Below are 21,596 nucleotides of genomic sequence, written 5' to 3'. Positions count from 1 at the left end.
CGTCGTCCGTGCTGCCGGGAACACCCTCGGGTGCCGGCTCGGGTGCTGCGGCGCGCACCCGGTCCGGTGCCGCGCCGCGCGGCCGACCGGTCAGGCCAGCACCTCCGCCAGCGGGAGGGCGGCCATGCCGTGCGCCTCGGCGACCGGGCCGTAGACCACCCGACCGTCGTGGGTGTTCAGGCCCAGCGCCAACGCGGGGTCGCGGCGCAGCGCGTCGCGCCAGCCCTGGTTGGCCAGCTCCAGGGCGTACGGCAGGGTGACGTTGGTCAGCGCGTAGGTGCTGGTGTGCGGCACCGCGCCGGGCATGTTCGCCACACAGTAGAAGATCGAGTCGTGCACCTGGTAGGTCGGCTCGGCGTGCGTGGTGGGACGGGAGTCCTCGAAGCAGCCACCCTGGTCGATGGAGATGTCGACGAGCACACTGCCGGGCTTCATCCGGGACACCAGCTCGTTGGAGATCAGCGTCGGGGCCTTCGCCCCGGGGACGAGGACCGCGCCGATGACCAGGTCCGCGTCGAGCACCGCACGCTCGATCTCGTACGCGTTGGAGGCGACCGTCTGCAGGTGGCCCCGGTAGATGGCGTCGGCCTGCCGCAACCGGGCCACGTTCATGTCCAGCAGCAGCACCTCGGCCTGCAGGCCCAGTGCGATGGCGGCGGCGTTCATGCCGGACACGCCCGCGCCGATGACCACTGTCTTCGCCGCGTACACCCCGGAGACGCCGCCCATCAGGATGCCCCGGCCGCCGCCCTGCCGCTGGAGGTGGTAAGCGCCGACCTGCGGGGCGAGCCGCCCGGCCACCTCGGACATCGGGGCGAGCAGCGGCAGCGACCGGTCGGGCAGCTCGACCGTCTCGTACGCGATGCCGGTGACCTTCCGGTCGACCAGCGCGTCGGTGCACTCCTTCGAGGCAGCCAGGTGCAGGTAGGTGAAGAGCACCTGCCCGGCGCGCATCCGGTGGTGCTCCTCGGCGATCGGCTCCTTGACCTTGAGCACCAACTCGGCGGTGTCCCACACCTCGTCGGCGGTGTCGAGGATGGTGGCCCCGGCGGCGGCGAACTCGTCGTCGGTGAGGCTGGACCCGACGCCGGCGCCGGCCTCGACGAAGACCTGGTGACCGTGGCGGACGAACTCGTTGACGCCCGCCGGCGTGATCGCCACGCGGTACTCGTGGTTCTTGACCTCGCGTGGGATTCCGACCTTCACGATGCAGACACCTTCCTCCGGGATGACGCACCCCGGACTGCGCGGTGCCCCGCCGGCTCCGTTGCCGACGCGGTCCACCGGTCCCGCCGGCGGCAGTCTAGGCGCGCCGCCACCCTCCGACGGCCAGCACTGTGACAACCGGTGCCCGATCCACCTGACGAGGTGTCAGGCATAGCGCACGGGCCTGCCGTTCGGTGTCTCCCCCATGGTCGCACCGGTCGGCCCCGCCCGCCGGATGGAACCCGGCCGGGATCACCGTGTCCGACGCCGACGGCCGGAACCGGGCGGAGACGGCGCAGGGGCCGTCGCGGCGGTCCGCGGCGGCCCCTGCGGGCGTACCGGAAATCAGCGGTGCAGCGGGGTGTCGGCCCGGCGCAGCACCGACCAGCCGGCGTCCCGGGCCCTGGCCGCGGCCAGCAGGCCGGTCGCGCACGGACCGTTGGTGATCTCACCGGCCAGCACCATGCCGACCGCCTCGTCCAGGTCGATCCGGACGACCTGGAGGTCGGCCTCCTCGTCGTGCCGCTCGTGCCGCTGCCCGACGGGCACCTCGGCCAACTCCCGGGCGAGGAACACCCGGACCACCTCGTCGGTGAACCCCGGCGAGGTGTGCACGTCGACCAACAGGTCCCACCGGCCGGCGGTCAGGTCGGCCTCCTCGGCCAGTTCCCGGGCGGCGGCCACCGCCAGGTCCTCGCCGGCGACGTCCATCAGCCCCGCGGGCAACTCCCACAGGTGCCGTCCGACCGGCTGCCGGTACTGCCTGACCAGCACCACCTGACCCGCCTCGTCGAGGGCGACCACGCCTACCGCGCCGACGTGCCGGGCGTAGTCGCGGCTGGCGGTGCCCCCACCGGGCATGGTCACCTCGTCGGTGACCACCGTGAAGATCCGACCGGCGTAGCGCTCGACCCGGGAACGCAGCTCGTAGCGGTGTTCGACGGCGCTCACGACGTGGCCGACGCCTTCGCCGACGCGCCGTTGCGGGCCGCGTCCTTGGGCGTGGGCGCCTCGTTCTTCGGTGCCGCGGTCTTCGGCGTCTCGACCACCGGATCGAGGTCCACCGGCAACTGGTCGGCCTGCGAGTACGCCACCGCCGCTTTGACGAACCCGGCGAACAACGGGTGCGGGCGGGTCGGGCGGCTCTTCAGCTCCGGATGCGCCTGGGTGGCCACGAAGAACGGGTGCAGGCTCCGGTCCAGCTCGACGAACTCGACCAGCCGACCGTCCGGGGAGGTGCCGGAGATGTGCAGGCCGGCCCTGGTGAGCTGGTCGCGGTAGGCGTTGTTCACCTCGTACCGGTGCCGGTGCCGCTCGCTGATCTCGGTGGCGCCGTACGCCTCGGCCACGATCGACCCCTCGGCCAACGTCGCCGGGTACGCCCCGAGCCGCATGGTGCCGCCCAGGTCACCCCGACCGGCGACGATGTCCTCCTGGTCGGCCATGGTGGCGATGACCGGGTGCTTGGCCTCCTCGTCGAACTCCAGGGAGTTCGCCGCGTCCAGCCCGGCCAGGTGGCGGGCCACCTCGATGGTCATGCACTGCAGGCCGAGGCAGAGCCCGAGCAGCGGTACCCCGTTCTCCCGGGCGTACCGGGCGGTGCCGATCTTGCCCTCGATGCCGCGTACGCCGAACCCGCCGGGGATGACGATGCCGTCCACGCCGGCCAGCGCCGAGGCCGCCCCGGCCGGGGTGACGCAGTCGTCGCTGGGCACCCAGCGCAGCTGCACCCGGGCCCGGTGGCCGAAGCCGGCGGCCCGGATCGCCTCGCTTACCGACAGGTAGGCGTCGGGCAGGTCGACGTACTTGCCGACCACCGCCACGGTGACCGTGTGGTGCGGCTGGTGCACCCGCTCCAGCAGGTCGTCCCAGCTGGTCCAGTCGACGTCGCGGAAGGACAGGCCGAGCCGGCGCACCACGTACGCGTCGAGGCCCTCGCGGTGCAGCACCTTCGGGATGTCGTAGATGCTCGGAGCGTCCGGGGCGGCGACGACCGCCTCGGAGTCCACGTCGCAGTAGAGGGAGAGCTTCTCCTTGAGCTTCACCGGGATCTCCCGGTCACAGCGCAGCACGATGGCGTCGGGCTGGATGCCGATGTTGCGCAACTGCGCCACCGAGTGCTGGGTCGGCTTGGTCTTGAGCTCGCCCGACGGGGCCAGGTAGGGCACCAACGAGACGTGCAGGTAGAAGCAGTTGTCCCGGCCCAGGTCGTGGCGGACCTGGCGGATCGCCTCCAGGAACGGCAGCGACTCGATGTCGCCGACGGTGCCGCCGACCTCGGTGATCACCACGTCGGGGATCTGGCCGTCGGCGTCCGGGTCGGCCATGCCGACGATCCGCGCCTTGATCTCGTTGGTGATGTGCGGGATGACCTGGACGGTGTCGCCCAGGTACTCGCCGCGCCGTTCCTTGGCGATCACGTCGGAGTAGATCTGACCGGTGGTGACGTTGGCCTTGCCGGAGAGGTCCCGGTCGAGGAAGCGCTCGTAGTGCCCGACGTCGAGGTCGGTCTCCGCGCCGTCCTCGGTGATGAAGACCTCACCGTGCTGGAACGGGTTCATTGTCCCGGGGTCGACGTTGAGGTAGGGGTCGAGTTTCTGCATCACCACCCGCAGACCCCGGGCGGTGAGCAGATTACCGAGGCTGGAGGCGGTGAGGCCCTTTCCGAGCGAGGAGGCGACGCCCCCGGTGACGAAGATGTGCCGGGTCGTCCGTGCTGAAGGGGCCAAGGCCTGCTCCCGTGTCGTCCGTAGCGGTCGTGCGAACCGCCGTGCCGATCAGCAAAGTGATCACGCGATCCACGGGACTCCACGGTAACACCTCCCCGGCGGCCCTCCGGCGTCGCACCCGATCCCGGGCTATCCGGGCCCCGCGCCGGGCCGACCGGCCACCACCTCGGTCGACGCCGGAGCCGCCGGGCCGGGCACCCGTGCCGCGGGGACCGTCGCCCCACCCCGCCCCGCCGGCCGGGCCCCGTCCCCACCCGGGCCAGCTGCCGGATCGCCGTCCGACGCCACAGGCGGTGGGGCGTGCTCCGGGGTCGGGTCGTCGCCGTCCCCCACCGGGTCGCCGCCGTCGTCGGGCCGTCCGCCGGGCGGGGTGCCGTCGGACGGGGCACCGCCGGGTGGTCCAGCCGGGCCCTCCGGCCGGGGGTGACCCGGATCGGGCAGGGTGCGGTCCGTGGAGTGGTCGAGCACCCGCAGCGAGGCCAGCGCCGCCATCGGCACCACCAGCGCCGCGGCCGCCCCGGCCACGTCCAGCGCGGAACCGCCGAGCAGTCCGGCGATGACCGCCGCGACCGCCGTACCGGCCAGTGCCGCCCGGATCGCCGGGTAGATGCCGAACAACCGCATCAACCCGCCCCAGGGTTGCAGCAACGCGAACCAGACCAGCAGCAGGCCGACCACCGCCAGCACGGTCAACGGGCTGTTCACCAACGTCTGGAAGTTCGCCGTGCTGGACCGGTGCACGGTCAGCCCGCCGGTGCCCTCGCCCAGTGCGGTCAGGAACCGGCCCAACGCCCCCCGTTCCTCCACCGGCCGGCGCAGGTCCACCACCGCGAAGCCGATGGTCAGCGCCAGCCCGGCCATGGTGGCCCAGACCAGCCGACTGACCGTCAGCCAGCCGCCGGTGCTGATCGCGGCGGCCACCGCCACCCCGGCGGTCAGCGCGATCGCACCGATGGAGTCCGCACCCAGGTAGGGGCTCCCGATCACCACCACGGCCAGTCCGCCCACCGCGACCACCACCATCGGTCGCCACTGCCGGCGGACCCGCTGGGCGAGCCAGCCGGCGCTGAGCAGCGAACCGGCGAGGAAGACGCCGAGCCCCACCGTGCCGAGGCCGGAGAACCGGCCGCCCTCCAGCGCGGAGTAGCCGACCACCCCGTTGAGCTGCAACCGGGCACCGCTGAGCACGTCCGCCCCGACCACCAGGGTGGCCAGGCCGGCGACCACGCCGAGCGGTCCGAGGGTGCGGTCGTGGCCGGGGGCGAACCGGACCAGGGCGGTCGCGCCGACGACCAGCGCGACAGTCACCCCCGCGAAGTACGCGCCGGCGTGGTCGCCCCGCCACCACGGCACCGCGTCGGCGAGCAGGGCCGCGGGCACCGCCAGGGCGACGGCGATCAACAGCAGTTCCACTGTCGACACGATGCGGCGGGACACCGGCGGCGGGCTGTGCGGGCCGGCGAGCCGGCGGGCCCGGCGCAACAGCGGCAGGACCGCGACGGCGAGGGCGATCTGGGCCGCGGCGAGCAGGGCGAAGAACCAGCCGGCCACGGCCCGCTGGGCGGCGGCCTCCCGGTCGGCGTCGGCGGGCGCGGTGATCGCGGTGGCCAGGTCGTCGGGTCGATCGTCGATCTTGACGGCGGGACGACCGAGGAAGATCCGCTCGGGCATCGGCCGGCCCAACGCGATCAACGCGGTCGGGGCCAGGTCCACCAGTTGCAGGTAGCCCTCCCGGCCGGTGCTGGGCGAGGTGAGCCAGCCGTGTTCCCAGCCGGGGCCGTCGGCGACGACGACGTGCAGCCGGGCCGGAGCCTCGGTGTCGGACACCCCGGCGACCAACACCAGGGAGCGTTCCGGCCGGGCGGCGAGCACCTTCGCCAGCGCCTCGTCGGCGCGGCGGGCCTGCGCCTGCCGGTCGGCCGGATCCGTGCCGCTGACCGTGCCCAGGTCGACGATGCTCAGCACACAGGAGCCGAGCAGCTCCGCCGGGTCGGCCGGCAGCGCCGGGGCGTACCGGTCGACCCGGCCGAAGGGACGGGCGGCGGCGACGGCGGCGCCCGGGCCGACCGCCACCGAGCAGCGCACCGACTCCGACAGCGAGCCGGGCACCGTGCCCCACGGCTGCCGGTCGGCGTTGTACGCGACCACGCTCTCCTGGTCGGGCAGGTTGGCGCCGATCCCGTCGGGCTGTTCGACGGTCACCTCTGCCGGCGGACAGCCGCCCGGTTGGCGGTTGCCGTTCCAACCGGCGTAGCTGCCCGCGCCGAGGGTGAGCCAACCGTCCACGGGGCAGGTCGGACGGTGCGCGGAGCGGGTCGACAGCGAGCCGATGGAGCCCCGCTGGGCCATTCGCCACAGCGCCGGGGTCCGCTGCGGGTCGACGTCGGACCAGCGCAACCCCGCCACTCCGACGAGGACCACGTAGTCGGCGGTGCGCCGGGGTGGGCTGCTGTCGGGGCGGGCGGCCAACGCGGTCACGCCGAGCGCCACCACGATCAGGGTGAGCAGGACCGGGGTGAATCTGCGCAGCATCAGGCGCGTCCCGTCGAGGGGGTGTCGGTGCCGGGCGCCGCCGGCCCGACCTGGTCGCCACGCCCGGCCGGCCGGGCGTGCCCGGCGTCGTCGCGGCGATCGGCACGGCCGGCGTCGAGTTCGGCGTAGAGGGCACCCAGCGCGGCGACGGTGTCCGCCTCGGTGGGCCAGCCGGCGGCGCGGGCGGCGCCCCGACGGGCCAGGTCGGCACGCAGGCTCGGGTCGTCCAGCAGCGACCGGACGGCCGCGTCGACCGCGTCGACGTCGCCGGGCGGGACCAGCAGCGCGCCGTCGCCGACCAGCTCGGGCAGCCCACCGACGGCGGTCGTCACAAGCGGTACGCCGGCCCGCAGCGCCTCCTGGGCGAACAGTTGCCGGGCCTCCCAGTCGCTCGTCACCACCGCCAGGTCGGCACCGGCGAGCAGGTCCGCCACGTCGGTGCGGTGCCCGAGCAGGGTCACCGGGGCGCGGGCGGCGGAGATCCGGGCGGCCAACGGCAGGTACGCCGGGCCGCTGCCGGCGATCACCACCACCGGCGGCGGCGTACGGGTACGCCACCGGGCGGCGGCGTCGACGAGCACGTCGTAGCGTTTCTGCGGGTGCAGCCGGCCGACGGAGAGCACCAGCGGCCGATCACCGGCGACGCCGAACTCGGCGCGGACGGCGGCGCGGCGGCGACGTGGGGCGGGCAGGGCCGGCGCGGCGACCGGGGCGAGCCGGGCGTCGGTGGCACCCAGCGCCGCAGCCCGGTCCACCAGGTCGGCGGAGGCCCCCAGGGCGACCCGGGCGGACCGCGCGACCACCCGTTCGGCGAGCCGGGACAGCCGTCCGCGCAGCCCTCCGGCGAGCACCGCGTTGTGCCAGGTGACCACGAGCGGGGCGGCGGGCCGGGCGAGCGCCGCGACCAGCCCGGCGCGCAGCCCGTGGGCGTGCACCACCCGGGCGTCCACGTCGGCCAGCGCCCGGCGCAGCGCGGTGACCGCGCGGGCGTCGGCGGGGGTGGGGTTGGCCGAGATCTCCACCGGCGTGAACCGGGCCCCGGTGGCGGCGAAGTCGAACTGCTCGCCGGTGGCGGCCGGGCCGCAGACCAGCACCGGTTGGCCGGCCTCGACGAGCCCCCGGGCCACCGACCGCACGTGTTGCCCCACCCCGCCGGTGCTGGAGGCGAGCAGCAGCACCACAGTGCCCCGGGGGTCGGGGGCGGGCGTCGCGTGGGTCATGGGGAGCGGGTCTCCTTCCCGTCACCGGCGTTGCCGGCAACGCCGTCCTGCGGGGCACCCGCCGGTCGCCGGCCGCCCAGCCGACGACGTACGCCGGCGAGCAGCGGCCCGACGTCCCGCCGGTCCGCCAGCCAGGCCACGGCGAGGAACAGCACACCGACCACGGCCCCGGACAGCATGCCCTGAACGAATGCTCCCGCTGTCGTCGGGGTGCCGTCGCCGGCGAGCAGGCGGGCGGTGAGGACGCCGGCCGGGGCGGCCAGCAGCGCGCCCAGCAGACCGGCGAGGGCAGCCCGACCGCAACCGGCGAGGGCGGCCCGACCGGCGGCGCGGAGCACCGCGCCGACCAGCAGCACCCCGAGGACCAGCATGCCGACGGAGTTGGCCAGGGTGACGGCCAGCACCCGGTCGGCGCGCGGCAGCAGCGCCGCCAGCGGTACGGCGACCAGCGGCACCACCAGCCAACCGGTGGTGATGGCGGCGGTCGCCACCCGGGTGGTGCCCCGGGCGTAGAGCGCCCTGGACAGCACCGCGAAGAGCCCATAGCCGACCAGCCCGGGGGCGAACCCGGCGATGGCGGCGGCGGTCGGCTCCGCGCCGAGCGGGAAGAACCGGCCGACCGGTTCGGCGGTGCCGATCAGGGCCGCCGCGCCGAGGAAGCTGCACAGCAGCACCCCCCGGGTGGTCGCGGCGACCGTCGTGCGGTAGCCGCGCTCGTCGCCGGTGGCCGCAGCGGCCGACAGCCCCGGATACGCGGCGACCGCCAGCGGCACCGCGAGCACCGCCCAGGGCAGCAGGTACATGGTCTGGGCGAGGTTGTAGACCTGCGGGGCTTCGGTCGGGCCGCCGGAGATCCGGTTGAGGATGACCACCAGGGCGAGTTGTTGGGCGGTGACGGTGACCGCCCCGGCGACGGCGAGCCCGCCGACCCGGGCCCGGGCGTCGGCGGGGAAGGCGTAGCCGGGCCGCCAGGCCAGCCCGAGCCGGCGCAGCGGGATCAACAGCGACAGCGACAGCACCACCACACCGAGGGTGGTGCCGCCGGAGAGGACCAGCTCCCCGGCCCGGCTCACCTGGGCGATGCTCGCGTCCCGCCCCTGGGTGGCCCCGAAGACGAGGTAGACCAGCACGACGGTGAGGCTGGACAGCAACGGCGCGACGACCGGCCAGGCGAACCGGCGGTGCGCCTGGAGCACCCCGGTCAGCACGATCCCGATGCCATAGAGCGGCAACTGCGGGGCGAAGACCCGCAGCATCCGCGCCCCGGCGGCCAGCTCGGCCGGGGAGCGCCCGTCGGAGATCACCGCGACGATCGGGTCGGCGAAGAGCGCCACCAGCGCCGCGAGCGGCACCAGCAGGGTCACCGTCCAGGTCAGCAGCGCGCCGGTGGTGGCGGCCACCGCCCGCCGGTCACCGACCGCGACCGGCCCGGCCAGCAGCGGTACGACGAGACTCGCCAGCGCCCCACCGGCGACGATCTCGAAGATGATGTTCGGAACGGTGTTGGCGATCACGTACATGCCGCCGAGGTCGCTGCGTTCGACCACCCAGGTGAACACGGCGGTACGCCCGAACCCGGCGAGCCGGGCGAGGACGGTGAGTACGGCGATGAGGGCGGCGGCGCCGGCCACCCGACCGGCGCCGGCGAGGGGTGCCGGTCTGGTCACGTCAGTCGGATCGCCGACCCAGCGCGTCGAGTTCCCGCAGCACCGGGGTGCGCTGGATGACCGCCGTGAAGCTGACCTTCTCGCTGGCCGCGGTGAGGCCGGCGAGCACCGCGAGCAGACCGGCCCGGCCGAGCGGCCCGGTCCGGGCGGCGAGCGCCACGCCGAGCAGCGCGCCGAGCGCGTTGGCCCCGCTGTCGCCGATCATCACCCGTTCGCCCAGGTCCTCGCCGAGCAGCCCACCGGCGGCGCCGACCGCGCCGGCGGCGATGCCGGCGTGCGGACCACCGGCCAGCGGGACGCCGAGCAGCACGCCCGACTTCAACGCCCGGCCGGGACGCAGGTCGAGCAGGTTGAGCAGGTTGGCGGTGCCGGCCACCACGCCCGCGCCGAGCAGCACGTCGACGGTGCGACCGAGGGAGCCGTGGCGCTGCCGGCGGGGGTGCGCGGCGACCCGGGGGTCGGCGGCGAGCAGCGCGGCGGCGGCGAGCCCGGCCGCGCCCACCCCGGCGACCTTGACCAGGCCGGCGGTGACCCGGCCGGCACGCAGGGCGGCGAGGTGACCGGCGAAGCCCTTGGCGGCCTTCTGCTCCGGCCGGGCACCGACCACGTCGTCGTAGAGGCCGACCGCGCCCGCGCCGAGGCCGGCGACGAGCGCCGCCGCACCGGCCGGGACGCTTGCGGCGCCGAGCGCCCCGGCGCCGGACGCCCCGACGGCCAGCGCCGGCCCGGCAGCGAGGCTGACGGTACGGCCCCGGAAGTTGGTGCGTTCCAGAGCCGGCCCGACCGGCGCGGTACGGATCTCCCGCAGCGCGTACCGGGCGGCGGCGGCTCCGGCGGCGGCGGCGAGCAGCCGCCCGAGCCCGCTCATGCGACGCCGCCGGACGGGGCGGTCGGGTGGTTACCGGTCACCGGGGTACGTCGTTCGCTCACTGGGGCAGTCTAGGCACCAGTGTGGCGTTGTCGCCGACGCCGTACTGACCGGCCCGCTTCTCGGTGAGCTGTTGGACCAGGGCCAGGCTGGTGACCAGCTGCCCCTGCACGGTGTTGGCGTTGTCGACGGTGGAGATGGTCTGGGCGAGCACCGGGTCGCCCCGGACCACGGCCACCAGGTTGCCCCCGGCGGAGCCGTTGCCGCCGACGACTATCGCGCCGGTGCGGTCGAACTGCTCGGCGATCTTCACCATCGACTCGTCCTTCTTGGCGGAGTCCTTGTCGACGTAGGGCTGCCCGCTGACCACCACCACGGCCTCCGCCGGGCCGGTGACCTTCTCCTCGCTGGTGAGGTACCCGGCGTTGGCGTACGCGGCCAGCACCGCCCGCCGGTCGGCCTCGGTCACCACCGGGGTGCCCTGCGGGCGGTCGAGCAGGACGCTGGCCAGCAGGGCGCTGGAGGTCTCCACGCCGTTGCCGTTGCCGGGCAGCGCCGAGGCGGGCGCGGTGGGCCGGGCGGCGGTGACGGCCAGCTCCATCAGGTTGGTGTTGTTGTCCGGGTTGATGAACTTGTCCTGCACGTCGACCCGGCCGGTCACGGTGGCCCCGGCGGTCTGGAGCATCTTCAGCACGCCCTCGGTGTGCTCCCGGCCGGTGGGCAGGCTGAGCACCATCACGCGCTTGCCGGTGAGCTTGCCGGGCAGGTAGAGCTGCGCCATCTCGGCGGCGAAGTCCTCCTCGAGGTCCAGCTCCTTCTGGAGGCTGTTGACCGACTGGCGCATCTGCTGGTTGTCCTTGCGCAGCGAGTTGACGGTCTCCTTGAGCGAGTCGGCGACCGGGCCGTTGAGGGCGGCCGTGCCGACCACCAGGCCGATCGCCAACGCCAGGAAGACCGCGGTCAGGGACACCACGTGGTACCGGAAGTTGATCACGCTTGCAGCCTCTTGATCGATCGGGAGCTAGAAGAGCTGGCCGAGCTGGAACACGAAATTGTCCCACCACTCGGAGACCACTCCCAAATACGCCTTGCCGACGGTGGAGACCGCCACGGCGGAGGCCATCGCGGCGATCGCCGACAGGACCAGGAGCAGCAGGGACGAACCGGAGATGTTCTGCCGGTAGAGCCGGCTCACGCCCTTGGCGTCGACCAGCTTGCCGCCGACCTTGAGCCGGGTGAGGAAGGTGGAGGCCATCCCGCCGCGCCCCTTGTCCAGGAACTCGACGAGGGTGGCGTGGGTGCCGACCGCGACGAGCAGCGAGGCGCCCTTCTCGTCGGCCAGCAGCATGGCGAGGTCCTCGCTGGTGGCGGCGGCCGGGAAGGTGATCGCCGGAACCCCGAGGCCGTTGACCCGGGCCAGGCCGGGCGCCCGGCCGTCCGGGTAGGCGTGCACGATCACCTCGGCGCCGCACCGCAGCACGTCGTCGGTGACCGAGTCCATGTCCCCGATGATCATGTCGGGGGTGTAGCCCGCCTCGACCAGCGCGTCCGCACCGCCGTCCACGCCGATCAGCACCGGCTTGAACTCCCGGATGTACGGGCGCAGCACGTCCAGGTCGGCCTTGTAGTCGTAGCCCCGGACCACGATCAGGCAGTGTCGACCCTGCACCTGGGTCTGGATCTCCGGGACGCCCACCCCGTCGAGCAGCAGGTCCCGTTCCTGGCGCAGGTAGTCCATCGTGTTGGCGGCGAACGCCTCCAACTGCACCGACAGGCCCTCCCGGGCGTCGGCCATCGCCTTGGCGACCGTCTCGGCGTCCTGGAGGTCACCGTGCGCCACCGGCTCGTCGCCGGCGAAGACGGTGTTGCCCTCGATCCGGACGGTGTCGCCCTCCCGGAGCCGCTCGAAGACCCCCTCGCCGAGGTCGTCCAGGAGCAGGATGCCGGCACCGATGAGCACCTCGGGGCCGAGGTTGGGATACCGGCCGGAGACCGACGGCTTGGCGTTGAGCACCGCGGCGACCCCGACCGCGACAAGCGAGTCGGCCGCGACCCGGTCCAGGTCGACGTGGTCGATCACCGCGATGTCACCGGGGCGGAGCCGGCCGACCAGCCTTTTGGTACGGCGGTCCAGACGTGCGGTGCCGAGAACTGAGTCCGGTTCCGCGTTCCGGGTCCGGCGCAACGTGGGTAGACGCATCGTGACCATCCTGGCATGGGAAGCAGGCATTTCCAGCGCGACATGCCTGAGCAGGGCCGCCTACCCAGGGAAGCACACCGGAGCGCGGGCCGGTGTGCCTCCGCTCACAATCGTCGCGCTCAGGGCCGCCTTTCCTTCGCCGCGACGGCCAGGAGCTCCTCGGCGTGGGCGATACCCAGATCCGAATCCGGCAAACCCGCAAGCATCCGGGCCAGCTCCCGGGCCCGCTCGGTGTCCTCCACCACCCGCACACCGCTGGTGGTCACCGCGCCCCCGGTGTCCTTCGCCACCACCAGGTGCCGGTCGGCGAACGCGGCCACCTGTGGCAGGTGGGTCACCACAAGCACCTGGTGGCTGCGGGCCAACCGGGCCAACCGTCGACCGATCTCCACCGCCGCCTGGCCGCCCACCCCGGCGTCGACCTCGTCGAAGACCAGGGTCGGCGGGCCACCGGAACCGGCGAACACCACCTCGATGGCGAGCATCACCCGGGACAGCTCGCCACCGGACGCACCCCGCTGCAACGGCAGCGACGGCGCCCCGGGGTGGGCCAGCAACCGCAACTCCACCTCGTCGGCGCCGTCCGGACCGACCCCGCACCCGACCCCGTTGACCGTCAGCGTGGGCTCGGACCGACCGGCCGGCCGGGGCAGCACCGCCACCTCGATCCGGGCGTGCGGCATGGCCAGCCCGGCCAACTCCGCTGTCACCTGCTCGGCGAACCGGACCGCCGCCTCCTGCCGGGAAGCCGACAGCCGACCGGCCAACTCGGCCACCTCACCGGCGAGACGCTGGGCCTCCCGGTCCAGCTCGTCGAGCACGTCGTCGGAGGTGTCCAGGTCGGACAGTCGGGTCCGGGCCCGCTCGGCCCAGGCGATCACCCCGTCGACGTCGTCGGCGTACTTGCGGGTCAACGCCCGCAACGCCGCCCGCCGTTCGTAGACGGTCTGCAACCGGGCCGGATCGGCGTCCAGCACCGCCAGGTACGTCGACAGCTCCGCCGACACGTCGGCCACCAGGGTGGCCGCCTCCTCCAGCCGGCCGGCCAGCTCACCCAGCGCCGGGTCGGTGCCGGCCTGCGCCTCCAGGGTGCGGCGGGCCGTGCCGAGCAGCACCGTCGCGTCCGGGGTGTCGTCGGTCGCCTCCACCCCTCCGGCCACGCACTGCTGGGCCAGCTGCGCGGCTGTCCGCAACCCCTCGGCGTGCTCCAACCGCTGCGCCTCGGTCTTCAGCTCGTCGTCCTCGCCGGGCTGCGGGTCGACCCGGGTGATCTCGTCCAGGCCCAGCCGCAGCAGGTCGGCCTCCTGGTGCCGGGCCCGGGCGTTGCTGCGCCGGTCGGCCAGGTCGTCGACCACCTGCCGCCACCGCCCGTACGCCTCCCGCAGCGCGTCGACGAGCTTCTCGTGCCCGGGGCCGGCGAACCGGTCCAGCGCGGCCCGCTGCTCGGCCGGGCGGAGCAACCGCAACTGGTCGGACTGACCGTGCACCGCCACCACCTGCTCGCCGACCTCGCCGAGCATCGACACCGGCATGCTCCGGCCGCCCAGGTGCGCCCGGGACCGCCCCTCCACGGTCACCGTACGGCTCATCAGCAGCGAGCCGTCCTCGTCGGGCCCGCCACCGGCGTCCACGATCCGGGCGTGCACCACGTCGGCGACCCGGCCACCGAGCCGCAACCGCCCCTCGACGGTGGCCCGCCCCGGCGCGGCCCGCACCCGACCCGCGTCGGCCCGACCGCCGAACAGCAGGCCGAGGCCGGTCACCACCATCGTCTTGCCGGCACCGGTCTCACCGGTGATGACGTTCATCCCGCCGGCCAGCGGCAGGGTGGTGTCCTCGATGACGCCCAGTCCGGTGATCCGCAGCTCTTCCAGCACAGCACCCGACAGTAGACGCGTGCTGCGACAGTTGACCAGCCGGCACGGGCGAGCGTCGCGGCCGGGAACGATCCACCGTGCCGGCCGCCGGGGCAGCGCCGCTGGTGGGCGGCACCCGGGGCGACGACGAACACACCGCCACCGGGCGGGCTCAGCGGCGGCTGCCCCGCCAGCCCTGCACCGGCAGGTCGAACTTGGCCACCAACCGATCGGTGAACGGCCGGTCCCGCAACCGTACGACCCGCACCGGCAGGGCGCCCCGACGCACCGTCACCGTGGCGCCCGGCGGCAGGTCGTAGACGCGCCGGCCGTCACAGCAGAGCACGGCCAGGGTGGTGAACGGATCGACGGTGATGACGAACGTCGAGGTGGGCGCGGTCACCAGCGGACGGCTGAACAGCGCGTGCGCGCTGATCGGCACCAGCAGCAACGCCTCCACCTCCGGCCAGACCACCGGCCCCCCACCGGAGAACGCGTACGCGGTGGAGCCGGTGGGGGTGGCGCAGACCACGCCGTCGCAGCCGTAGCGGGACAGCGGTCGACCGTCCACGTCGACAAGCAGCTCCAGCATCTGGGCGCGCTCGCCCTTCTCGACGCTGATCTCGTTGAGCGCCCACGACTCGATGGTCGGACCACCGTCGAACTCGGCGGTGACATCGAGGGTCAGCCGTTCGTCCACTGTGTAGTTGCGCCCGACGACGTCCCGTACGGCCGTGTCGAGATCGTCGATCTCCGCCTCGGCGAGGAAACCCACCTTGCCCAGGTTGATCCCGAGCAGCGGCACCTTCGCCGGGCGGGCCAGCTCGGCGGCGCGCAGGAAGGTGCCGTCCCCGCCGAGCGCGAAGACGATCTCGGCCCCCTCGGCGGCCCGCAGCCCGGCCATCGGCACCACCCCGGGCAGGTCCAGGTCCTCGGCCTCCTCGGCCACCACCCGTACCTCGAACCCGGCCGCGATCAGGTCGGCGGCGACCGCCCGGGCGTGCTCGGTGCTCCGTCGCCGCCCGGTGTGGGTCACCAGCAACGCGGTCCGGCTCACCGGTGCCACCGCCCGTCCCGCACCCGGTCGGCCAGGTCCTCGCTGAGGTCCACCGGACCCGCCTCCCGTCCACCCTCGCGGGACACCGTCCCGACGTCGCCCACCACGCTCACCCTGCCACCTTCCCGGACGCCGCGTCCGGCCCGGGGCCGACCGGTCCGGCGACCACCACGGCGTGCACCCGCTCGGGGTCGGCCGCCGGCGCATCCCGGCGTAACCATACGAAAAACTCGACGTTGCCGCTCGGACCCGGCAGCGGACTGGCCGCCACGTCCGCCAGGCCCAGCCCGAGCCCCGCGGCGCTCGCCGCCACCGCGAGCACCGCCTCGGCCCGCAGCGCCGGATCTCGGACCACGCCGCCGGCACCGACCCGCTCCTTGCCGACCTCGAACTGCGGCTTGACCATCAGCGCCAGGTCCCCGTCGGTACGGGTGCAGCCGGCCAGCGCGGGCAGCACCAACCGCAGCGAGATGAACGACAGGTCGGCCACGGTCAGGTCGACAGTCCCGCCGATCACCTCCGGGGTGAGGGTGCGCACGTTGGTGCGGTCCAGCACCCGCACCCGTTCGTCGGTACGCAGCGACCAGGCGAGCTGGCCGTAGCCGACGTCGACGGCGACCACCTCGGCCGCGTCGGCGCGCAGCAGCACGTCGGTGAATCCCCCGGTCGACGCCCCGGCGTCCAGGCACCTCCGACCGGCCACGGTCAACCCGGCGGGGGCGAAGGCGGCGAGCGCACCGGCCAACTTGTGGCCGCCCCGGGAGACGTACTCGTCGGCCGGGTCCGCCCCGGTGACCAGCAGCGGATCGGCCGGGTCGACCATCGCGGCGGCCTTGCGCGCGGGCACCCCGCGCAGCTGGATCCGGCCGGCCTCGATCAGCGCGGCGGCCTGTTCACGGGAACGGGCCAGGCCGCGACGGACGATTTCGGCGTCGAGTCGGGTACGACGTGCCATGAGGCGGTTCTCTCCGGTCCGGTCAGGCCTGGTCGATGGTGGCGAGGGTTTCCCGCAGCGTCTGGTACGCCGCCTCGTACTGGGCGATCTGGTCGGCCGGTGGTAGGCCCTCGGCGTTGGCCATCGCCCGGACGGCGGCGTCGACGGCCGGGTGCCGGGCGTCGTCGCCGCCCTCGTCCGACTCGACGACCGGCGGCGGAACGGGCCGGGGGGCGTGCGGTGGAACCGGCCGGGGGGTGTGCGGCGGCGGGGCCTGGCGGCCGGCGGGCGGCGGGCCGGGCCTGCCGGGCGGCGGCGGGCCGGGCCTGCCGGGCGGCGGCGGGGCCGGACGGACCGGGCCGGTCACGACCGGCTCCGGGGGACGTCGTTCACTCGGCACCGCCTGCGCCCCGTCGGCCGGGGGCGGCCTTCCTGGCCGGCCGGGACGGCGGCGGTGCGCCCTCGTCGAGCGGGCCCGACCCGGCGGATGCCGCTCCCGCCTTCTTCACCGCCTTCTTGGCCACGGCCTTCTTCGCCACCGCCTTTTTCGCCACGGCCCTGGCCGGTGGGTCGGCGGCACCGGGCTCTCCGCCGGCCGCCGACCCGGGAACCGGCTGAGTCGGCGCGGTTGCCGGGACGGTGGTGTGGGGGGCGGCGTCAGCGGCCCGTAGCGCGGTCGACCCACCCTTGGCCTCACGGAGCTGCCGTTCCAGCTCGTGCACCCGACGGGTCAGCTCGGCCACCTCGTCGGCGGTGGCGAGGCCCACCGCGCCGAGTGCCCGGTCGACCTCGAACCGGACCAGCTTGGTCAGCGCCTCCCGGTTCGCCGCGCCGGTGGCGAGGAGTTCCTCGGCGAGCGCCTGGAGTTGCCCGGCGGTCGCGCCGCTCGTACCGACCAACCGTCGGGCGGTGTCCTGTGCCCTCTTCCGGGGCGCTTCCGTCAGGCCCAGGGCCAGCTCCAGGTAGGCGCGCCACGCGTCCTGCATGACCGAGTCCTTCCGCCGGGGCAGTGTGCGGCCCTCACGCTACCGGGCGCCCCGAGTCGCCCATTGCGGTACGGTGCCGGGAAACGGCGTGGCGGGTACGAGGGAGACGATGTGGCAAGCGTGGACGAGTGCCGACAGGCTCTGCGGGATCTTGCCGATCGCCTGGACCGGCACGCCGAGGCATCCGGCAAGATCGATCTGGATCGCACCCTGGCCTGCCGGCTCACCGACCTGGAGACGGCCTTCCACGGCCGGATCAGCGGTGGTCGACTGCGCGATCTCGCCGACGGCGACGACCCGAAGGCGAAGATCGCGCTGATCACCACCAGTGACGATCTGGTCGCCCTGACGCATGGTCAGCTCGACGTCACCAAGGCGGTCGCCGCCCGGCGGATCTCCATCAAGGCCAGCCCGTTCGACCTGCTGAAGCTGCGCAAGCTGCTCTGAGTGGCGGCACCGGCGCCCCGGTGCGGTGCGGTGGGCCGGCCAACAGGCCGGGGCGGCACCGCCCGTTGTCGGGTCGGTGCCGCCCCGGGCCCCGCTGTCAGATCGTCGAGATGGTCAGGTGGCCAGGCCGAACCCGGCCAGCACCTGCTCCGCCTCCGGTGAGGCCGGTCGCACGTCCGCACCGGTGCCGGCCGACCAGGCGACCGCACAGAGCGCCGCCAGGGCGTCCAGCGGCCGTCCGGCACCGCGCAGCTCCACCGCCCCCTCCACCGCCGTCGCCGACCATCCGCCGGCCTGTGGATCGCCGGGAACCCGGACCACCGCCGCCGGGTCGAAGAGCCCGGCCAGGTCCGCCGCGACGTGGGTCGGCCGCCGCTGTTCGGCAGCCGTCAACAGCTCGGGTACGTCGCTGACGCCGGTGAGCACCAGCAGGCTGTCCAGCCCGGCCCGGCGGGCACCCTCGATGTCGGTGTCCAGCCGGTCACCGACCACAAGCGTCCGGCCGGTGCCTGCGCGTCTGGCAGCGGTGGCGAAGAGCGCCGGCTCGGGTTTGCCGACCACCACGTCGGGTGCCCGGTCCAGGGCATGCCGCAGGGCGGCCACCAGCGACCCGTTACCCGGCAGCGGGCCACGCCCACTCGGTAGCGTCCGGTCGGTGTTGGTGGCCACCCAGGTCGCCCCGGCCCGGATCGCCACCGATGCCTCGGCCAGGTCCACCCAGCTCACCTGTGGCCCGTACCCCTGGACGACGGCGACCGGCGCGGCGTCGGCGCGGTCGACGGGGGTGAGCCCCACGGCGCGGATCTCGGCGCGCAGCGCCTCCGCACCGACGACGAGCACCGCAGCGTCGCCGGGAAACCGGTCCCGCAGCAGCTCTGCGGCGGCCGCCGCAGAGGTGAGAACCTCCGCGGGGTCGGCCGGTACACCCATCCCCGTGAGCAGGTCGGCGACCTCGCTCGAACGTCGTGAGGCGTTGTTCGTGGCGAACGCCACCGACCGACCCTCGGCCCGCAGCGCACCGAGCGCCTCGACCGCGCCGGGGATCGGCCGGTCGATCAGGTAGACCACCCCATCCAGGTCGAAGACGACCAGAGCGTACCCGTCGATCAGCCGGTCCCCGGCGACCTCGGTCATCGCTGGTCCGCCCCCGACCCACGCCCGTCCACCGGCCGGGTCTCCGCCGGGGTCGTCACGTCGTCGACGGTGTCGGCCGGACGCGCGATCGTGCCGGGCCGGGTATCCGCTGTACCGCCGTCGGTCTCGTCGGCGGCGGTTTCCCGCCCACCGTCGCGCCGGTCGTCGTCGAGGTCGCCGCGATCCTCGTCGCTTCCGTCCCCGTCGCGGTCACGATCGTCGTCCCCGTCCCCGTCCCCGTCCTCGCGGTCGTCCTCGTCGTCGAAGTCGCCCTCGTCGTCGAAGTCGCCCTCGTCGTCGCGGTCACCGTCCTCGTCGCGGTCGCCGGGGGTTCGCCCGAGTCCGGTGTCCGCGCCGGCCGGCAGCGCGCCGGCGGCCGCTTCTTCGACCGGCTCGTCGTCCTCGTCGTCGCCCTCGATGACGACGCCGTCGAGCTCCAACAGCCGCTCCGGGGCATCGGTCTCACCGTCGGTGTCCACGTCGGCGGCGCGCGAGAACCACTCCCGGGCCTCCTCGCGGCGACCCACCGCGAGCAGCGCGTCGGCGTACGCGTAGCGCAGCCGGGCGGTCCACGGCTCGGCCACGTCGGTGGTCAGCTCCGGGACCTGCAGCATCGCCACGGCCGCGTCCTTCTGCCCCAGGTCCCCCCGGGCACCGCCGGCGACGATGAGCAGTTCGACCGCGACGGCCTTGTCGAGCTTGTCGTTGTCGGCCCCCCGGAACAGGTCGATCGCCCGCTCCGGACGCCCCAGGGCGCGCTCACAGTCGGCGAGCACGGCCAGGTGGCTCTGCAACCCGGTCATCCGGTGGAACGTACGCAGCTCGGCGATCGCCGTCTGCCACTCCCCCGCGTGGTAGGCGGCCAGACCGACCGCCTCGCGTACGGCGGAGATCCGCGAGGCCAGCCGCCGGGCCGCCATAGCGTGGGCCAGTGCCTCGACCGGGTCCTCGTCGATCAGTTGACCGGTGGCGACCAGGTGTCGTGCGACGGTCTCCGCCACCGGCTTGTTCAGCGAGAGGAGTTCCGCCCGAACGGCCGTGTCGAGGTCGCTCGCGGCAATCTCGTCCGGCAGCGCCGGCGCGGCCGATCGGCCGTCGGCCTCGTCCCGACGCTCCCGATCGGGGCCGAAACCGCCCTCGCGACGTCGGTCCTCGTCGCCTCGCTGGTCGTCGCGGCGCGGCCGGTCGTAACCGCCACGATCCGCGCCCCGGAAGCCACCCTCGCGGGAGTCACCGCCCCGGAAACCACCCTCACGCGGGCCGGACCGGAAACCACCCTCACGGCGGTCACCACCCTGGAACCCACCCTCACGCCGGTCCCCACCACGGAAACCACCCTCACGCGAGTCACCGTCCCGGCGGGAACCACCCGAACGGGAATCACCCTCACGGCGGTCACCACCCTGGAACCCACCCTCACGCCGGTCACCACCGCCGGGACGGCGGTCACCACCCCGGAAGCCACCCTCACGGGAATCACCACCCCGGAAGCCACCCTCACGGCGGTCGCCACCGCCGAAACCACCCGGACGACGCTCACCCCCGGCAGCACCCTCCCGACGATCCCCGCCACGGAAGCCACCCTCGCGGGAGTCACCGCCCCGGAAACCACCTTCACGCGGACCGGACCGGAAACCACCACGGTCACCACCACGCGAATCATCACGACGGTCCCCACCACGGAAACCACCCTCACGCGAGTCACCGCCCTGGCGGAAACCACCCGAACGGGAATCACCGTCACGCGGACCCGACCGGAAACCACCCTCACGGCGGTCACCACCCTGGAACCCACCCTCACGCCGGTCACCACCGCCGGGACGGCGGTCACCACCCCGGAAGCCACCCTCACGCGAGTCACCGTCCCGGCGGAAGCCACCGGGCCGCGAGTCTCCGCCCCGGAAACCACCCTCCCGACGATCCCCGCCACGGAAGCCACCCTCGCGGGAGTCACCGCCCCGGAAGCCACCCTCACGGCGGTCGCCACCGCCGAAACCACCTTCACGCGGACCGGACCGGAAACCACCACGGTCACCACCACGCGAATCATCACGACGGTCCCCACCACGGAAACCACCCTCACGCGAGTCACCGTCCCGGCGGAAACCACCCGAACGGGAATCACCATCACGCGGACCCGACCGGAAACCGCCCTCACGCGGTCCCGCGCGGTAGCTACCGTCACGACGATCGCCGCCGGAACCGGTGCCCTCACGCCGGTCGCCGCTGCGGAACCCACCGCTTCGAGGGGCGTCAGCATCGCGTCGGAAACCGCCTTCGCGGCGGTCCCCGCCACGGAAACCGCCGTCGCGGGAGTCGCCACCGGAACGGAAACCACCGGGCCGGGAGTCACCGGTACGGGGGCCCGAGCGGAAACCCTCCTCGCGCCGGTCGCCGCCCCGAGGTCCACCCTGCGAGGTGCCGCGGTCGTCGCGGTCGCCCCGGTACGGGGGACGGTCGTCCCGACGGGGGCCGGCGTCCCGCTGCTGGGGCCGGTCGGAGCGGTCTTCGTAACGGCGCGGACGATCTCCGCCCTGCGGTCCTGAACTCACAGGTACATCCTTCCTGATTGCGCCACCAACGGCGCGACGCAGTCGAGGGCCGACCCGGTTGGGGCGGCCCTCGACTGGAAAGTTGTCCGGCGGTGTCCTACTCTCCCACACCCTCCCGAGTGCAGTACCATCGGCGCTGGAGGGCTTAGCTTCCGGGTTCGGAATGTGACCGGGCGTTTCCCCTCCGCCATGACCGCCGTAACTCTAT

At 74.2% G+C, this 21,596-nt stretch carries 18 protein-coding genes and 1 rRNA gene; 2 read left to right on the top strand and 17 right to left on the bottom strand.

Annotated elements, in window-relative coordinates; genetic code table 11:
• Positions 1–90: 90 nt before the first annotated feature.
• From ald to AC0AIB_RS21980, 14 genes are all read right to left on the bottom strand, one after another.
• Complete coding sequence (gene ald, locus AC0AIB_RS22045) at positions 91–1,206, bottom strand: alanine dehydrogenase (protein WP_328348340.1); 1,116 nt, start codon at positions 1,204–1,206, stop codon at positions 91–93.
• 345 nt (positions 1,207–1,551) lie between these two features.
• Positions 1,552–2,157 (bottom strand): NUDIX domain-containing protein, encoded by a 606-nt coding sequence (locus AC0AIB_RS22040; RefSeq protein ID WP_465097397.1) that lies wholly within the window; start codon positions 2,155–2,157, stop codon positions 1,552–1,554.
• Positions 2,154–3,935 (bottom strand): CTP synthase, encoded by a 1,782-nt coding sequence (locus AC0AIB_RS22035; protein ID WP_328348344.1) that lies wholly within the window; start codon positions 3,933–3,935, stop codon positions 2,154–2,156. Before AC0AIB_RS22035 ends, AC0AIB_RS22040 begins: the two co-directional genes overlap by 4 nt.
• Positions 3,936–4,064: 129 nt before the next feature.
• Complete coding sequence (locus AC0AIB_RS22030) at positions 4,065–6,467, bottom strand: hypothetical protein (protein ID WP_328348346.1); 2,403 nt, start codon at positions 6,465–6,467, stop codon at positions 4,065–4,067.
• On the bottom strand, positions 6,467–7,687 hold the full coding sequence (locus tag AC0AIB_RS22025; protein ID WP_328348347.1) for a glycosyltransferase family 4 protein: 1,221 nt from the start codon (positions 7,685–7,687) through the stop codon (positions 6,467–6,469). The genes AC0AIB_RS22030 and AC0AIB_RS22025 overlap by 1 nt, the downstream gene beginning before the upstream one ends.
• Positions 7,684–9,354, bottom strand: coding sequence for a murein biosynthesis integral membrane protein MurJ (gene murJ, locus AC0AIB_RS22020; RefSeq protein WP_465097396.1), 1,671 nt, complete (start codon positions 9,352–9,354; stop codon positions 7,684–7,686). The genes AC0AIB_RS22025 and murJ overlap by 4 nt, the downstream gene beginning before the upstream one ends.
• Position 9,355: 1 nt before the next feature.
• Entirely contained in the window at positions 9,356–10,222 is an 867-nt protein-coding gene (locus AC0AIB_RS22015) for a hypothetical protein (RefSeq protein ID WP_465097395.1), read from the bottom strand.
• A gap of 58 nt (positions 10,223–10,280) precedes the next feature.
• Positions 10,281–11,216 (bottom strand): copper transporter, encoded by a 936-nt coding sequence (locus AC0AIB_RS22010; protein WP_328348351.1) that lies wholly within the window; start codon positions 11,214–11,216, stop codon positions 10,281–10,283.
• A gap of 27 nt (positions 11,217–11,243) precedes the next feature.
• Positions 11,244–12,422 carry a putative cytokinetic ring protein SteA gene (gene steA, locus AC0AIB_RS22005; RefSeq protein WP_328348353.1) on the bottom strand — a complete coding sequence of 393 codons (1,179 nt, stop codon included), beginning with the start codon at positions 12,420–12,422 and terminating at the stop codon, positions 11,244–11,246.
• Between the two features lie 119 nt (positions 12,423–12,541).
• Positions 12,542–14,299 (bottom strand): DNA repair protein RecN, encoded by a 1,758-nt coding sequence (recN, locus tag AC0AIB_RS22000; RefSeq protein WP_328348355.1) that lies wholly within the window; start codon positions 14,297–14,299, stop codon positions 12,542–12,544.
• 151 nt (positions 14,300–14,450) lie between these two features.
• Positions 14,451–15,335, bottom strand: a complete 885-nt coding sequence (locus AC0AIB_RS21995) for an NAD kinase (RefSeq protein ID WP_067313367.1) — start codon at positions 15,333–15,335, stop codon at positions 14,451–14,453.
• Positions 15,336–15,444: 109 nt separating this feature from the next.
• A complete protein-coding gene (locus AC0AIB_RS21990; RefSeq protein ID WP_465097394.1) occupies positions 15,445–16,290 on the bottom strand; it encodes a TlyA family RNA methyltransferase in 846 nt (281 codons plus the stop codon).
• A gap of 22 nt (positions 16,291–16,312) precedes the next feature.
• Entirely contained in the window at positions 16,313–16,636 is a 324-nt protein-coding gene (locus AC0AIB_RS21985) for a hypothetical protein (RefSeq protein ID WP_465097393.1), read from the bottom strand.
• A gap of 22 nt (positions 16,637–16,658) precedes the next feature.
• Positions 16,659–17,255: a phasin family protein gene (locus AC0AIB_RS21980; protein WP_465097392.1), complete on the bottom strand. Its 597-nt coding sequence runs from the start codon at positions 17,253–17,255 to the stop codon at positions 16,659–16,661.
• 111 nt (positions 17,256–17,366) lie between these two features.
• On the opposite strand from AC0AIB_RS21980, the gene AC0AIB_RS21975 reads away from it, so the two are divergent.
• Positions 17,367–17,702, top strand: a complete 336-nt coding sequence (locus tag AC0AIB_RS21975) for an SCP2 sterol-binding domain-containing protein (protein WP_465097391.1) — start codon at positions 17,367–17,369, stop codon at positions 17,700–17,702.
• Positions 17,703–17,816: 114 nt separating this feature from the next.
• Here the strand turns inward: AC0AIB_RS21975 and AC0AIB_RS21970 are convergent, their stop codons facing one another.
• Together AC0AIB_RS21970 and AC0AIB_RS21965 are read right to left on the bottom strand one after the other, a co-directional pair.
• Positions 17,817–18,836: an HAD-IIA family hydrolase gene (locus tag AC0AIB_RS21970; RefSeq protein WP_465097390.1), complete on the bottom strand. Its 1,020-nt coding sequence runs from the start codon at positions 18,834–18,836 to the stop codon at positions 17,817–17,819.
• Positions 18,833–19,837: a Replicase polyprotein 1ab gene (locus AC0AIB_RS21965; protein WP_465097389.1), complete on the bottom strand. Its 1,005-nt coding sequence runs from the start codon at positions 19,835–19,837 to the stop codon at positions 18,833–18,835. The genes AC0AIB_RS21970 and AC0AIB_RS21965 overlap by 4 nt, the downstream gene beginning before the upstream one ends.
• On the opposite strand from AC0AIB_RS21965, the gene AC0AIB_RS21960 reads away from it, so the two are divergent.
• Positions 19,796–21,382: a hypothetical protein gene (locus AC0AIB_RS21960; protein WP_465097388.1), complete on the top strand. Its 1,587-nt coding sequence runs from the start codon at positions 19,796–19,798 to the stop codon at positions 21,380–21,382. The genes AC0AIB_RS21965 and AC0AIB_RS21960 overlap by 42 nt on opposite strands.
• A gap of 90 nt (positions 21,383–21,472) precedes the next feature.
• Here AC0AIB_RS21960 and rrf read toward each other — a convergent pair.
• Positions 21,473–21,589: ribosomal RNA gene (gene rrf, locus AC0AIB_RS21955) — 5S ribosomal RNA — on the bottom strand.
• Positions 21,590–21,596: the final 7 nt, after the last annotated feature.

The organism is Micromonospora sp. DSM 43699 (assembly GCF_055517075.1).
The sequence above is the reverse complement of the archived record's forward strand: the minus strand, read 5'-3'. Positions and strand labels throughout refer to the sequence as shown.